This is a genomic window from Carboxylicivirga mesophila, assembly GCF_018271975.1.
GTDB classification, from domain to species: Bacteria; Bacteroidota; Bacteroidia; order Bacteroidales; family Marinilabiliaceae; genus Carboxylicivirga; species Carboxylicivirga mesophila.
This window is the reverse complement of record NZ_JAGUCN010000022.1, coordinates 77,556-92,246: the sequence shown is the minus strand read 5'-3', so window position 1 is coordinate 92,246 and position 14,691 is coordinate 77,556. Positions and strand designations below refer to the sequence as shown.

General features: G+C 42.6%; 13 protein-coding genes. 3 read left to right on the top strand and 10 right to left on the bottom strand.

All coding sequences use genetic code 11. The annotated features are described in order from the left end of the window. The first annotated feature begins 9 nt into the window (after positions 1 to 9). Positions 10 to 279 (top strand): NAD(P)H-dependent oxidoreductase subunit E, encoded by a 270-nt coding sequence (locus tag KEM09_RS17170; RefSeq protein WP_212230162.1) that lies wholly within the window; start codon positions 10 to 12, stop codon positions 277 to 279. Further along, positions 266 to 1,726 (top strand): monomeric [FeFe] hydrogenase, encoded by a 1,461-nt coding sequence (locus KEM09_RS17165; protein WP_212230161.1) that lies wholly within the window; start codon positions 266 to 268, stop codon positions 1,724 to 1,726. Before KEM09_RS17170 ends, KEM09_RS17165 begins: the two co-directional genes overlap by 14 nt. Before the next feature lie 271 nt (positions 1,727 to 1,997). On the opposite strand, the gene KEM09_RS17160 is transcribed toward KEM09_RS17165, so the two are convergent. The 4 genes from KEM09_RS17160 to KEM09_RS17145 form a co-directional block, all read right to left on the bottom strand. Beyond that, a complete protein-coding gene (locus KEM09_RS17160; RefSeq protein ID WP_212230159.1) occupies positions 1,998 to 2,696 on the bottom strand; it encodes an LrgB family protein in 699 nt (232 codons plus the stop codon). Beyond that, the gene (locus tag KEM09_RS17155; RefSeq protein WP_212230156.1) at positions 2,689 to 3,042 is read right to left on the bottom strand and encodes a CidA/LrgA family protein; all 354 of its coding nucleotides are present in this window, start codon (positions 3,040 to 3,042) and stop codon (positions 2,689 to 2,691) included. The genes KEM09_RS17160 and KEM09_RS17155 overlap by 8 nt, the downstream gene beginning before the upstream one ends. Before the next feature lie 198 nt (positions 3,043 to 3,240). Next, complete coding sequence (locus KEM09_RS17150) at positions 3,241 to 4,635, bottom strand: sigma-54-dependent transcriptional regulator (RefSeq protein WP_212230154.1); 1,395 nt, start codon at positions 4,633 to 4,635, stop codon at positions 3,241 to 3,243. 12 nt (positions 4,636 to 4,647) lie between these two features. Continuing rightward, entirely contained in the window at positions 4,648 to 6,738 is a 2,091-nt protein-coding gene (locus KEM09_RS17145) for a tetratricopeptide repeat protein (RefSeq protein ID WP_212230152.1), read from the bottom strand. Positions 6,739 to 6,982: 244 nt separating this feature from the next. On the opposite strand from KEM09_RS17145, the gene KEM09_RS17140 reads away from it, so the two are divergent. Continuing rightward, positions 6,983 to 7,756, top strand: a complete 774-nt coding sequence (locus KEM09_RS17140; protein WP_212230151.1) for a hypothetical protein — start codon at positions 6,983 to 6,985, stop codon at positions 7,754 to 7,756. A 74-nt stretch (positions 7,757 to 7,830) separates the two neighbouring features. Here the strand turns inward: KEM09_RS17140 and folK are convergent, their stop codons facing one another. The 6 genes from folK to KEM09_RS17110 form a co-directional block, all read right to left on the bottom strand. Next, on the bottom strand, positions 7,831 to 8,223 hold the full coding sequence (gene folK / locus KEM09_RS17135; protein WP_212230149.1) for a 2-amino-4-hydroxy-6-hydroxymethyldihydropteridine diphosphokinase: 393 nt from the start codon (positions 8,221 to 8,223) through the stop codon (positions 7,831 to 7,833). A 20-nt stretch (positions 8,224 to 8,243) separates the two neighbouring features. After that, complete coding sequence (locus KEM09_RS17130; RefSeq protein WP_212230147.1) at positions 8,244 to 8,594, bottom strand: FolB domain-containing protein; 351 nt, start codon at positions 8,592 to 8,594, stop codon at positions 8,244 to 8,246. Between the two features lie 34 nt (positions 8,595 to 8,628). After that, positions 8,629 to 9,348: an SDR family NAD(P)-dependent oxidoreductase gene (locus KEM09_RS17125; RefSeq protein WP_212230145.1), complete on the bottom strand. Its 720-nt coding sequence runs from the start codon at positions 9,346 to 9,348 to the stop codon at positions 8,629 to 8,631. Then, positions 9,348 to 9,809 carry a GAF domain-containing protein gene (locus KEM09_RS17120; protein ID WP_212230143.1) on the bottom strand — a complete coding sequence of 154 codons (462 nt, stop codon included), beginning with the start codon at positions 9,807 to 9,809 and terminating at the stop codon, positions 9,348 to 9,350. The genes KEM09_RS17125 and KEM09_RS17120 overlap by 1 nt, the downstream gene beginning before the upstream one ends. Positions 9,810 to 9,967: 158 nt before the next feature. Further along, the gene (locus KEM09_RS17115; RefSeq protein ID WP_212192222.1) at positions 9,968 to 10,468 is read right to left on the bottom strand and encodes an RNA polymerase sigma factor; all 501 of its coding nucleotides are present in this window, start codon (positions 10,466 to 10,468) and stop codon (positions 9,968 to 9,970) included. Positions 10,469 to 10,717: 249 nt separating this feature from the next. Continuing rightward, positions 10,718 to 14,680 carry a T9SS type A sorting domain-containing protein gene (locus KEM09_RS17110; protein WP_212230141.1) on the bottom strand — a complete coding sequence of 1,321 codons (3,963 nt, stop codon included), beginning with the start codon at positions 14,678 to 14,680 and terminating at the stop codon, positions 10,718 to 10,720. Between the last annotated feature and the right edge of the window lie 11 nt (positions 14,681 to 14,691).

The window sequence follows — 14,691 nt, the reverse complement described above, 5'->3', positions numbered from 1 at the left end:
CAATCAATTATGCTGACAACACCAAAATACAAAGTTCAGATATGCTGTGGCACCATGTGCTACATAATGGGTGGTGCCGAGCTGCACTTGCTTATTGAAGCACTGCCTGCCCAATTAAAAGACAAAGTCAGCATCGAAGGTATTCCTTGCTTTGGCAAATGTGACACCAATGAGAAACTACACCCCTGCGTACTGATCAATGGTGCAGAACTAAACAACGCAAGCACACAAAAAATCATAAAACAACTACTAACACTCGATAATAATGACCTATTATAACAATGCTGTTATAACAAAACGGGAGCTACTGGTGCGCCTGATTAAGCTGTTGAACAATGACACCCTGCTGGATGAGATTGATCGGATTCCGCTGCAGATGCGGCCACGCACCAACTCACCCATCCGCTGCTGCGTGCATAAAGACAGGGCTGTACTCAAGTACAAGATTATGGCGCTGCTGGGTTTTAACATTGCCGATGAGGAGGATGAGCTAACGCCACTACGTGAGTATGCCGAACAGGCATTGAAAGGCTATACACAGAACGGTAATTTCCTGACAGTTGTGGATGAAGCATGCAGCTCGTGCGTACAGGTCAACTACACAGTGAGTAACTTGTGCCAAGGGTGTGAAGGACGCCCTTGCCAGGTCAACTGCCCTAAAGATGCCATTATGGTGATTAACGGCAAAGCTAATATTGATCATCAGAAGTGTGTTAATTGCGGCATTTGCCAAAAAGCATGTCCCTTTCACGCCATCGCATACTTGCCGGTCCCTTGCGAAGAATCGTGCCCGGTAAAAGCCATTCGCAAGAATGCAGATGGCATTGAGGAGATTAACTTTGATAAATGCATCCATTGCGGCAAATGTATGACGGCCTGCCCTTTTGGTGCCATCTCAGAGAAATCACAGATTCTTAATCTTTTTTATAATATCAAGCATCAAAAAGAGAAAACGGTAGCCATGGTGGCACCTGCCATACTGAGCCAGTTTAAAGCCAGTGCTAAACAAATATTAAGCAGTATAGAGTCAATTGGCTTTGATGCAGTGATTGAAGTAGCCGAAGGGGCTAACATGACAACCGACCACGAGACCAGCGAACTACTGGAACGCCTGGAGGAAGGGGCTCCCTTTATGACCACCTCATGCTGCCCGTCATATGTACAGTTTTCTGAAAAGCATGCACCGGAATTGAAACCATTCATCAGTCACACGCCATCACCAATGGCATATACTGCCCAGTTAGCTAAAGAACGCTATCCCGAGCATAAAGCAGTATTTATTGGGCCTTGTTTGGCAAAACGTTCCGAAGCCTATCAGCATCCGAATATCGACTATGTGATTACCACCGAAGAGCTGGGCGCCCTGTTTGCCGCGTTGAAAATTGATCTGGAAACAGTAAGTCCCAACGCTGGTATATCTGATAATGTGCGCCCCGAAAGTCGTGGCTATGCCGCCTCGGGTGGGGTAACCAATGCCATTCGGTCGGTATTGTCAGCCGGCCTACAAATCAGTACCGAACTGATAGACGGCATCGACAAAAAAAGTATTCGCCTGCTGAAAGCGCTGCCAGCTAAAAAACAACATACCACGGCTTTTTACGAGGTAATGGCCTGCGATGGCGGGTGTATCAATGGCCCGGTGAACGTATCGCCTCTAAAAGTGAGCCAGACAAAACTTAAAAATGCTATCAGGGAAATTGAACCCGCTGAAGCGCTTAACGAGTAATTGCACATAAGCGAATGGCCGCTGCTAACGAGCAGTCACACACCCATTCGGTTATTTTTTATACATTCCTTTTGGTTATTTAAACCCATCCGGTCTCCACATGCCGGGTGGGTTTAATGCATTATAGAAATTTGGGTTATTCTATGGCTTAATCACTCACAGGATCATTATTCCCCATAAACTGCAATAACCAAACAAATATACTTGCCCCTATAGGCTTTTCTACAAAATGTGCATTAACCCAGCCTTAACGTCACATGTACATAACAACTCAGTACCAGCCTGCCATTTGCATAACAGCTACCAACACAACAGTAGTAATCGCCGCCACACCTATAGACAAGCTACTGACAGCCCCTTCGGTTTCACCCAGTTCAATGGCTTTAGAGGTGCCAATGGCGTGGGCCGATGTACCTAGGGCCAAGCCCCTGGCCACAGGGTGTGTAATGCGTAACAAGCGAAAGAACACGCCTGCCACCGAAGCGCCTATTAGTCCGGTCAGGATGATGGACACTACCGTAATCCCTTCCATCCCGCTTATATCGTTACTCACGGCAATACCAATGGGCGTTGTTATGGAATGTGGCAGCAGGGAGCGCTCCAGCATGTTATTGAGGCCAAACACACGCCCCAAAAGCAACACCGAAACAAGAGAGGCCAACACGCCGCTGACAATACCACTGATAATAGCCAGCTTATATTTCACCAACAGCCTGCGCTGGCGATACAAGGGTAAGGCCAGCACTACCGTCACGGGTCCCAGGAAATCGTGAATAATCCCGGCTCCCTGCATGTATTGCTCGTAGGGTATTTGCGCCAGCTTCAACAGCAGCACAATCACAAATACACTTATAAGCAATGGGTTGATCCAGTTCTTACGAAAATGGTTACGCAATGCCATACCGCCGTAAAACAAGCCTACGGTAAGCAATATGCCAAACAGGTGATTATTGGATAATGCCTCAATCATTGTTCTTCTTTTTAATAATAACCTGGCTTACCAGTGCCGAAACCACTATTACAAACAGGGTAGATAGCACAATAGTACCAATAACCGCTGCCAGGTGGCCGTCAATAAACTGGTAAGCCACCATTACACTCACCCCGGCAGGAATAAAAAAGAATGGCATCTTCTCAAGAAAGAAGTTGGCCGTCTCGGCAATATGCACCTCTTTTACAACTCCGGTCAGTAAAAGGACAAGCAAGATAAGCATGCCCACAATACTGCCGGGTAAGGGCAATGACAAGCCTTTACTAAGAAGTTCGCCCGCAAAATTGATTGATAGTATAATGGCTAATTGCCTAAAGATTTTCATGTTCCCTTGTTTTATGAAGCTGACAAAGGTAAGGGATTAGCGTGGAAATATGGTGTTCGTTACACTTTAGACACAAGCATTAAGATTGATTTACAATCCTTGGATTAACCGCAGAGAACACAGAGAGCGCCATGAACACAGAGCATTCATGAACATGCTCTGTTTACTCCTCTAACTCTGCGGTGGAGAATATAGGCATTACTCATCCAGCCCTATCCCCTTCACTATCTCAATGTTGAACTTTTTGATTTTTCGCTTGAGAGCATCACGACTAATACCGAGCAGGGTTGCTGCCTTTGTCTGATTAAACTCAGTCTGTTTCAGGGCGGCCTCAATCAGCTGCTGTTCGTGCTCATCAATATTAAGCGTACCGTTGGTCAAGGCTGGCTTAGCTGCTGTATCTTCACCCCTTAAGGGAAAATCTTCGGGTTGCAGGGTGTCGCTATCGGCTAAAATCATGGCCCGCTCCACCATATTACGTAACTCGCGCACATTGCCCGGAAAGTGATAACGCTGCAGCTTAGTGACCAAAGCTGGTGTAATACCAGGTACGCTTTTACGCTTGCGCTTGGCAATGTCCTTTACAAAATGTTTCAACAGGGGCAGCACGTCTTCGGGGCGCTCGCGCAAAGGCGGTATATTTATTTCAATGGTGTTAATCCGGTGAAACAAGTCAATTCTGAATTGCTTTTCGTCGATTAGTTCCTCTATATTTTTATTGGTGGCCGAGATGATACGCACATCCACCGGTATCTCCTTGTTGCTGCCTACCCGCTTAATCCGGTTCTCCTCGATGGCCCGCAGCAGTTTGGCCTGCAAAGCATAGGGCATGTCGGCAATTTCATCAAGAAACAGAGTACCCTTATTAGCCAGTTCAAAATAGCCCTTCTTCTCATCGCGAGCATCGGTAAAAGCACCTTTTACATGGCCAAAAAACTCACTCTCCAGCAAAGTCTCAGGTATGGCCGAACTATTAACCGGAGCAAATACCTGCTTCTTACGCGGACTGCCAAAGTGAATGATGCGTGAGATGATTTCCTTACCGGTACCGTTCTCGCCTGTCACCAGCACATTTACATCGCCATCTTCGGCCGCCTTGAGGGCCATCTGCAGTACCTTCTTAATCTGCGGGCTATCGCCAACAAAATCCTTTTCAATCATACCCTCCAGCTCTTTCGACACAAGTGCACCACGGTTTTCCGCTGCTTCGAGCTTCGACTGCATCAGCAGAAACTTCTCTGTACGCTCAATGGCCAGCTGTATATCCATAATCTGAAAAGGCTTGCGTATAAAATCAGATGCTCCCTGTCGCATGGCCTGTATCACCATATCCATATCACCATAACCGCTAATCATGATAATCTCCAGGTTGGGGTACTCTTGCTTTACTTTCTTCAAAATGTCCAGCCCGTTCATGCCCGGCAGCATCACATCCAGAATAAGCACCCCTGGCCGCTCCTTTTCCAATACAGCAAAGCCCTCATTGGGTGTATTAGCCGTAAAGACATTGAATTTGCGCTTCTCTAGGTGGTATTTCAGTTTCTCGGTTATACGAGATTCATCGTCTAGTATGAGTACTTTCAGCTCGTTCATTTAATTCTGTTTCTATAAATTATCGGCCAGTGGTAAAATCACCACCATGGCGGTTCCTTTGCCCGGTTCACTTTCAACTTCAATGCGCCCACGCATTTCTTTAATCAAACTGTAGGAGATGGATAGGCCAAGTCCGGTGCCTTTCCCCAACTGCTTGCTTGTTACAAAAGGCAGGAATATATCTGTTTTACGGTTATGCGAGATACCCACACCGTTATCCCGGATGCACAAATACACATTTTCATTCTCATAGTAGGTTTCAATGCCCACCTGCATTTTGAGTTCAGGCTCCTGCTGCTTACGTTCCTCCACAGCATCCTTGGCATTCGACAGCAAATTGTGTATCACTTGCTCCAGTTTGTGTGGATTACCCAACACGCAAGGCAGATCACCCGAGAGTTTTGTTGTGAGACTAATATGATGATTGGCATACTGGCTACCTATCATGGAGGTGGCTGCCCGCACACACTCACTCACATCAAACTCCTCCTCCACTTCGTCTTTCTGCCCACTGCTAAATATCCGGATATGATCCACAATTTGCCTCACCCGCACAATATCCTCGAATATTTCATTCACCGATTTATTGAGGAATGCTTTATCTGCCTGTTCCTCCATCAGCTCGTACTTAATGCTCTCGGCCGACAGAGAAATGTTCTGCACCGGCTGGTTAATTTCATGTGCAATACCGGCTGCCAGCTCACCCAATGAGGTCAAGCTGCTTTGGTGCATAATAATTTGCTGCTGCTCTTCTTGTTTTTTCAGGGCTTCGGCAATACGCTGCTCCAGGTTTTTATTCTCCTGCCCTTTAAGGTAGTAGCGATAATAGATAATAAACACCAAAATGGAAGTAATGATGATGGTAAACCCAAATGACAGACGCCACTTTATGAGGTTCTCTTTTTCAAGTTCGAGCAGGTAATTTTTGTTTTTGGTTTGTAGTATCTCATTCTCACGCTGCTTCTCTTCCAGGGCCTGCAGAGCCAGTGCATCCACAAAGTTGGTGATGTTCTCTTCCATCACCATGGCTTCCGACAGATCGGAATGCAAAATCCGGTACTCATAGGCCTTCTGGTAATTACCAAGCGCTTCGTACGCTTCCGACAATACGAGGTAGTTATCGCGCAGCAAGTCATTGGCATCCGCCACCTTAGCCAGCTTCACACTCTTATTGTAGCTATTAATGGCTTTTCGATAATTTTCTCTTTGGGCCTCAATCATACCAATACGCATCAGACTCATGGCTGCTTCCCAATGGCCATTTTGCTCAATCTGCATCTTCAGCGCGTCCTGGTAATACTCATGCGCCTGCTCCAAATCGCCTTTAAAAAAATAGGCATTGGCTATGTTGCTCAGCAGTATGGACACATTCTGCCGGTCGCCCCTTTCTTCCAGCATCTGCTGCATGCGGGTAAAATAAATCAGGGCTGTATCATATTCTTTCTGGTAAAACCATATCTGGCCAATCTGATCCAACAGGCGAATCACCTCACTTTTAGCGTCGTCGCCCTCCTCCTCTTCTACCATCTCCAGTGCCTTTTCATAATAAGCCAATGCCTGCGAATAGTCAGCTATATTTTTGTACACATCGGCCATATTCTTATAGGTCTCGGCAATTTTTTTCCAATTCTTTTCTGTGATATAAAGATTGAGCGAGCGCTTGTAGTTCTTCAATGCTTTTTCGGACTGACTCAAGCGAAAATAGGTAGACGAAAGGGTGGACATACTCTGGTTATCACCGATGAGCCTATACTCTAGCAGTGACTTCCGATACGACTCCAGCAAGCGCTCATAGTCGTTGGTAAAATAATAGCCCATTCCCAGGTTATTATAAGCTTCTGCTTTCCCCCGCTTATCATCAATACGGCTAGCAACCTGCAAGGCCTGCTCGGCATACTTAATTGCGCGCTGTGGGTCACTGTAGATATGTGATTTTGATAGTTTATTGTAAATCTGCACCTGCTCTTTAGTAGAGGCATTCTGTAGCTTTTTCAGCAAAGCTTCATTGCTATCATCCTGAGCGTTTATACCAGGCCAATGACACAAAGCGAGTACCAAACAAAGTAACGGAAACAGGTATTTAGAGATTGTTGGCTGACGCATGGGTTTTATGGAATCGTTTGTTGTTTAAAAATAGAAAAGTTTTTATTAACACTACTGCCAACGGTCTACTTCTTTAAAAAAGCCGACTTATGTGCTTGTAATAGTGGCACATAGGAGCAATCATTCACATCTGTTAACACAGCGATTTTTATCATGTTTTTTTGCCGCATAAAGTCATTGTTTATCAGTGGTTCAGCGCATTATTTTTGTCCCGATTTTATCAATGCAATATTAAGGGAACACTATGAAAAAATTAGTTTTGATGGCTCTATTTGCTGTCATTGCGACACAGGTTGACGCCCAAAATAACCTAAGCGTCGACTGGGGAAACACTACTAACTACATTGCCCACGGCCGCACATTAAGTGCCAATCAGGCCTGTTTTCAACCTGGCGTGTATTATAGTTTTAACAATGGCCCAACTGTTATGGCCTGGTTCAGCCTTCCATATGACAGACAATTTCATGCGCTGGATGAGTGGGACATCATAATCGATCACAGTGTTAATATTTACAAACAAGAACAGAATTGGAATATAAACCTGCATGGCTATGTTAACTACTGGTATCTGCCAATTAACGAAGAGTCGGACAAACAGGACTATTACCAGGGTATGAAATATAATGCAGGCATTCATTTTCCGTTTATGTTATCCAAAAGTAACGGTCTGAAGCTAACAACCGGTTATGATTTTTACTACTATCATCAACTGGGTAGGGACATGAACATACGCGCTGCTGGCATTCATGAATTTTTAATGAAATTTAACAAAAGTTACAAGAAGGTCAATCTAGAAGCTAAGTCTGTGATTAGCAATAACCAAGGAGCTGTAGACAACCGTATTGAGCCCGGTTGGGGATTCTTCTCACAACATTTGTCATGTTCCTTTAATATTAAGGCAATATCTTTGCGTACAGGTATTAATTATCAGAGAACAATGAAGGCACTTGAGCCAACAGGAATAGATAAAGACCTGCTATGGTTCTCGTTAAATATCGGCAAGAGTTTTAAACTGTAATTTCTTTTCATACCTAGCAAAGGTTAGGTTAATAATGGTGATAAAGGTGTAGAGTTGGTTCTGGCGAGCCAACTCTATTTTTTTGTCCACACCTGATTAACCAACTCCTTCAAAAAATCACGGGTATAATAATCATCATCTGTAATCTCATCGTCGTAAACAACAATATCCAGATCAATTTCGCGCGGACCAAATTTGGGTCGGCTCCTATCCCTTCCCATTTTGTCTTCTATCGCCTTTAGCTTTGTGTTCAACACTTCAAAAGGCATGTTCACCAGTATGAGAGCCGCACTATTTGAAAAATCGGCCTGTTCGGTAATCCCAATTGGTTGTGTAGTCATCACCTTGGAAGTTTTAATGACTTCTGCAATCCGATTAAGCTCATGCAAGGCTTCTGGTATTTTCGCCTCGGCATTAATATTTGAGCCAAGTCCTATAACGGCATATACTGCACTATCTTGTTTCATTGGCTAAAATTATAAAGCATTTATTTTTGAGCTGAAAGAGTAATCGAAACACTCTCGGAGAAACGCAATGCATGCAGCTTATCCACCTCTACTTCGGCCGACTGAACCCGCTCATACTGCATAATAGTGTCGAGAACCATACGCACTAGTGCTTCGAGCAAGTTAAAGCGGCTATTCTCTACCTTCTCGATAATTTGTTTTGTAATGGTGCGATAATCAAGGGCATCATCGGGCAAATCACTTAGTTCTTCGTTGCCACATGCATAGTGAATGGTGATATTCAGCATTACATCTTGTCGCTTACCAATTTCATGTGGATTAAAGCCAACATAACTCCGAATCAACAAGTTCTTTATTTTTAATTTACCCATAGTATAGTTTTTGGTCTATGGATAAAACGAACAACTATATTAAATGTTGAGCAGAATCACAATAGATAATCTGGCCACTCATGTTTTCATTAGCAATAATAAAATCGATGGTTGATGTAATATTAGCCAGTTCCACTTTGTTTTTCAGCGGTGTACTTTCAACCACTGAATTAAAAAAACTATTATCTTTGCCTTCCGGTGGCAGTACAGGACCAAGCGCTATGCCATTCACTCTTATTTCAGGCGCCCATTCTAAGGCAGACATTTTGGTATATTCTGCCAAACTCTTCTTAGCTAACAGATACATGGCATGCGACGTATCATTGGTAATGATGGCTGTATCTAACAGGTTAATAATAGATCCATGTCCTCCGACTTTACGATACTGCTGCCCAATAATCATAGGGGCATACAAGTGAATGGCCATCATCTCTTCCATAGTTTGTACCGAAGCCTCGTGCAAATAACCTGGCGCATAACGGCTGGCGTTATGAATAATTACATCGGGTAAACCATAATCGTCAAACGCCTGCTTAATATAGGCAGGCAGTTGCTTCCAATCGCTTAAATTGTAGGTCAAGAGTACAAACTGCTGGTCAGGATATTTTTCACTCAACTCAGTCACCAATAACTCCCCTTCCTTCTGGCTTTGGTTAACATGAATCAGCACATCGTATCCAGCCCTTGCAAAATGCTGTGACAAATACCTGCCTACACGCTTGGCTCCCCCTGTAATTAACACCTGCTTATTCATTATCCGTAAATTAGTGCAACAATCTTTTCTAACCCTACTTTATCAGCCTGGTCAAATGCAGAGTATTCCTTACTATCGACATCCAATACGGCTACCACACGCTTTTCTTTATCAAAAACGGGTACTACAATTTCTGAATTGCTGGCCGATGAGCACGCAATATGTCCCGGAAAATCATGCACATTATCAACCACAACAGTTTCTCCACTATTTATGCCGGCCCAGCAAACACCTGTATCCTTTTTTAACTTTAGGCATGCAACGGGTCCCTGATAGGCCCCTACCAGCAATTCACCTTCAATTAATTCATAAAAGCCAGTCCAATAGTAATAGCTAAATTTATGATGCAGAATAGCATTAATTGTGGCCATGCGCGACACTGGGTTAGTCGTTGCCTGAATGAGCTCTTTAATCTGTTCATATACGCGCTCGTATCGTTTAATTTTGCTTTGTTCGTTCATATATAATATCGCTAAGATTTAATCTAAGTATTTTTAACTTTTTTCCTTTAATTAGTCAAACCCGAGAGGAATATCTTCCCCAAAATACTTTATTTATTAATAAAAAACCGGTGCAAATTACAAATTTACACCGGTTAATATGTTTTCAAAACAGAAATCTATTTATCCTTAAGCATTTCCTGCAACTTCTTACGGGTAAAGAAAATACGGCTCTTGACTGTACCAATCGGTAAATCCAGCTTTTCCGCAATCTCCTTGTATTTAAATCCTTGCGTATGCATTTTAAACGGAATTCTGAATTCATCATCCAACTTTTCGACCTTAGAATTCATTTCCATTACAGCATAAACATTTTCCGGCGTTTCGGATGCGTAATTCCTTTTATAGGCCGCACGAATAGCATCTTCAGTACTGTCGAATGTGCTTCTAGTTTTCTGCACACGGCGATAGTTGTTAATAAAGGTGTTCTTCATAATTGTAAATACCCAAGCTTTAAAGTTGGTATTATTCACAAACTGGTCACGGTAAGTCAGTGCCTTCAGCGTTGTTTCCTGCAACAAATCGCGTGCATCTTCATCATTGGCAGTTAAACTTAATGCAAAGTACAAAAGCTTATCCTGCATGCTAAGTAATCGTTGATCAAATTGTACTGCGGTCATATCGTTGTGTTTTACTTCGTTACAAAATTGTTGAACAAATATACTTCAAAAGAACATTCCTTACAATATTTTCGGATGCTTTTATCTTTTTTAATGCGTATCATTCTAAATAACGATTTCTCAAAATCCTTATATAACAACTAATACAGGGTTTATTTAATGTTCAATCTAAATTACTGAAGGCAGGTAAAATATTTGGACAAAAAAAGAGGCGCTTAATGCGCCTCTTTCCTTCTGTAATAAACGTTCCTATTTAATTAATAGCTTTTGCTTATAGGTCTTACCATTAATACTCATGGTTATAATCTTCATTCCTTTGGGCATTTCACCCAACTGTAACTGCTGTGTCCAGTTAGCTGAATTTTTGTAGAAATCTCTTACTACAATAGCTCTTCCCGCCATATCATAAATAACAACTGATACCTCACCTCTTTCATCAGACTCTAATATCAAATCAACAAAGGACGTGGCCGGATTAGGCCCAACCCTAAATACGCCATTGTCATCGCCCTTAATTGGACTAATGCTTGTACCGGTTTCCTGAATAATTAAATCATCAATCACCCATCCCCATCCAACAGTGTAGGTATCAGAATATAAACGGAATCGGATAAGAATGATATCGCCTTCTGCAAAATTATCGTGCAAATTGATGGTATGCTCAACAAACATATCCGCAGTATTTGGAGTAGCATTAATATCAGATTCTGCAAAGGCTTTCCATTTAGAATCCTTATTTACATCATAGCCATCAGCTAATGGCAGCCAGTTAATACCATCTTTTGTGGCTTCGACAACTACATAGTCCCAGAATTCATCATCACCAAAACTTGTTCCTGCCTCTCCTGGTTCTACCAATGCTATATCACGATATGATAGAAGCGCTTTACCTTCCTCCAGTACTTCAACTGGATAACTCAACACGTAGGTAAGTTCCTCGTTCTCCCCGTATGGATGATCGGTATGAATCGCCCAATCATTAAATAGCTCCCTGGACACACGAAATGAAGACCCAATAAAATCATATTTGTTGAGTGAAAAGGCATTCATATACTTCTGCACAGGAGTTTTTAAAGTATAATTGTCAATATCTATGTAGTTGGATGCCACCGCAGCATCACCAACAATTCCTTTTGCTTGAATACCAATTTTTGATGATGCTGAAACTAGTTCTATCTCTTCATTGATAGTACCTGCAACAACATTGGTATATGTTTTATTCAATTCATCATCAATAAAAAGTTCCACTTTATCATAATCCCTTGCCAGAGTTATTTCAACGGCTATTTTACCAAGCGGATGTTTACCGCCTCGTACAACGGGTCTTTCAATATCTCCGGGCAAGTCTGGTATATCCACTGTCCATACTCCTCTGCCGTGCGTTCCTACAACAACCTGCTTTCCAATAATCTTCATATCCCAGATACAAACGGCAGGCAAGCCATTATCAGCATACAACCAGGTGTTGCCACCATCTGTTGATTCAAATAAACCAATTTCTGTTCCTACCCAAATAATATCCGGATTATGGGGCATAACAATTAATGTAAACACAGCCACATTTGGAAAACCATTATTACTTGTTCCTGAAGTACCAAAACCAGAAAGTTCTTTCCAGGTTTCACCCAAGTCATTTGTTTCGTAAATTTTCGGTGCTCCATATAACGAGAACAACACAAAAGCTGAATTTTCATCAGTTGGATGCGCAATGATACGTGAAATGTTAGCGTCATGCGTATCAAATGGAGAACTAACCAGTTGGTAAGTAGCACCCCCATCTTTTGACAAAGCCAATGGCTGGCTGGCTGAAACTGTTGTTCCGGCCCAAATATATCGTGGATTGACCGGACTAATTGCCGTTTGTGGATTATACCCCCCCTGACTCCAGGCTGCAGCAGGTACGGATACAAGTTTCCAGCTTAATCCAAAGTCTTCAGAAGTAGAAATACCATTCTTACTACCTACCAACAGTAAATCCGGATTACTTTTTGAATTAGTGATTCGGGTAATAAACGGAGATACATCACCATCGTAATAGCCGTGTACGCTCTTAAGATCCACCCAATTTGCTCCTCCATCATATGTACCAAAGAGCGTATTATTATAATAGCAACCTACAATTTTATTAGGATCAGACTGATTCCAAACTGTTGAAAATCCATCTCCACCAGCTACTTCACTCCATGCTGTAAGATTCTCCGGGTTCTCACCAGACATCCAGGTACCATTATCTTGCAAACCTCCTGCATAACGGTTCAGTTCCGGATGGCGCGTTACTCCATAAAATTGAGAAGTATTATAGCCATCATTTGGACTAGTCCAACCATTGCCACCGTCATCTGAAACAGCCACACCTCCATCGTTACAACTAATTAACCTGAATGGATTTCCATTATTGGTATCTACAATGAGGTTATGATGATCGGCATGTACATAATCGGAGGCCGCAATATCAGCATTCCATTTACTGATTTTCGAATAAGTCATTGACTGTGCTTTCACTTCGATCTTATCAAGCACCAGCGTGGCATCAACCATTGAGGCAGGCTCCCAGGCAAGTCCCTCAATCAATTTTGGATAAACCATTGCAACTCTATCTGTGGCGACGCCACCATCAACAGCAATTGTTGCTGAGGCCGTTGTTGCATTGTAATCACTGCTATGCACAACTAACTGCTCCAGACTACTAGCAGTTAAATTGAAGCCTCCATTATTATCTGCATCCCTGAATGACACCATCAATTGTTTTCCACTCTCTGTATCCCAAGCTTCAAATGGTACATCAACGTAATCGGCATATGCATACTCACCAGCATCCACCACAGCTGATACATTTTCTACAGTAAAACGGTGTGCTTTTTGCGAGTTTGCACCACCAAAACGTATTTCAATAGCACCTATACCTTCAATATTATCACTAGAGATGGCAATACCTCCACCCAGGAAGTCCCCCTCAAGGTCTCCGTAAACGAAATACGTATTGGTATTATCAATGATATCAAAAGAGGTAGTTCCATTGGATGCCCCTTCTTCAGTGGTTACATTAAATAAATCAACACCTCCAATAAACAATTTGGTTTTATCAATAGGGTTGGCCACCATTGTGTTGTTATACCAGCCTTGCCCACCTAAATATGTAGTAGAAGTACCCGAAAAAGTGACGTCTACCCAGTTGTCACCACCATCGACCGACATTGATAAGTTAGATTTTGAGCTTAGGGCATACATAATATCATTGTCCAAAGCAGAAATACATACCTCGATGCGCCCCTCTGCTATTGCATTCACCAGCTTCCATGAGATACCTCCATCGAAAGATTGAATGACACCATAGTCATTAACGCCTGCAATCAGGACTTTAGAATTAGATGGTGACATTCTCAAATCCTGCACACGACGCGCATATCGATCATTGTTATACAATTCCTGAAAAACCTTATCCCAGCTTAAACCTCCGTCCAAAGACTTATAAATCCCCCAATTGGTGGCTGCATATATAATGTTCTCATCATCCTTATCAATGGCTATACGATTAACATAGCGAAATGCTCCATTTCCTTCTGTTGAACTTAGTAAATTCCATGTTACTCCACCATCTACAGACTTAAAAATGCCATTACCCATGATAGCATCGACGTTGTAAAAGCCTTCTCCTGTACCAGCATAAAGAACGTTTGGATTAGAAGGGGCAATCGCCAAACTACTAACGGCCATATTTGGCCAATCATCGGATACCGGCACCCAGCTTTGCCCTGCATCAGAGGTTTTCCAGATACCACCTCCAACAGAACCCGCAAACCACGTATTACCAGTGTTATCCTTAGGATCAATGATAAAGCCACGAGTTCGGCCACCAACATTTCCAGGTCCACGCTCTACCCAATCCAATTGAGCTTTACTTGCTTTTAAACGCGCGGACTTCATTCGGGCGCTTTTAAGTTCTTTCAAATGATGATTATGCGGATACTCCTTGCTAGGATCATTACCGGTTTTAAGGTAATACAGGTAATTTAAGTACTCATCAGGCTTATCAGGCTTGGCATATCCCTGCTTACGACGATCTTCTTTCCGCTGTATTTCTCTTTGATGAATTTCTTCAACTGTATAGGCTTTCTCACCTTTTACAGGTGATTGAGCCGATTTGATTGGTACCAGACAATAAATAACTATTGCTGTTAATACCAAAACTAAAGCTAGGTATAGTTTCTTCATTAAATATTGAT

Excerpts from the sequence above, each read along its gene's own strand:
- folK (WP_212230149.1), bottom strand. The coding sequence starts at position 8,223 with ATGAAACAAGATAGTGCAGTATATGCCGTTATAGGACTTGGCTCAAAT.
- KEM09_RS17130 (WP_212230147.1), bottom strand. The coding sequence starts at position 8,594 with ATGGGTAAATTAAAAATAAAGAACTTGTTGATTCGGAGTTATGTTGGC.
- KEM09_RS17150 (WP_212230154.1), bottom strand. The coding sequence starts at position 4,635 with ATGAACGAGCTGAAAGTACTCATACTAGACGATGAATCTCGTATAACC.
- KEM09_RS17125 (WP_212230145.1), bottom strand. The coding sequence starts at position 9,348 with ATGAATAAGCAGGTGTTAATTACAGGGGGAGCCAAGCGTGTAGGCAGG.
- KEM09_RS17120 (WP_212230143.1), bottom strand. The coding sequence starts at position 9,809 with ATGAACGAACAAAGCAAAATTAAACGATACGAGCGCGTATATGAACAG.
- KEM09_RS17165 (WP_212230161.1), top strand. The coding sequence starts at position 266 with ATGACCTATTATAACAATGCTGTTATAACAAAACGGGAGCTACTGGTG.
- KEM09_RS17115 (WP_212192222.1), bottom strand. The coding sequence starts at position 10,468 with ATGACCGCAGTACAATTTGATCAACGATTACTTAGCATGCAGGATAAG.
- KEM09_RS17145 (WP_212230152.1), bottom strand. The coding sequence starts at position 6,738 with ATGCGTCAGCCAACAATCTCTAAATACCTGTTTCCGTTACTTTGTTTG.
- KEM09_RS17160 (WP_212230159.1), bottom strand. The coding sequence starts at position 2,696 with ATGATTGAGGCATTATCCAATAATCACCTGTTTGGCATATTGCTTACC.
- KEM09_RS17110 (WP_212230141.1), bottom strand. The coding sequence starts at position 14,680 with ATGAAGAAACTATACCTAGCTTTAGTTTTGGTATTAACAGCAATAGTT.
- KEM09_RS17170 (WP_212230162.1), top strand. The coding sequence starts at position 10 with ATGCTGACAACACCAAAATACAAAGTTCAGATATGCTGTGGCACCATG.
- KEM09_RS17140 (WP_212230151.1), top strand. The coding sequence starts at position 6,983 with ATGAAAAAATTAGTTTTGATGGCTCTATTTGCTGTCATTGCGACACAG.
- KEM09_RS17155 (WP_212230156.1), bottom strand. The coding sequence starts at position 3,042 with ATGAAAATCTTTAGGCAATTAGCCATTATACTATCAATCAATTTTGCG.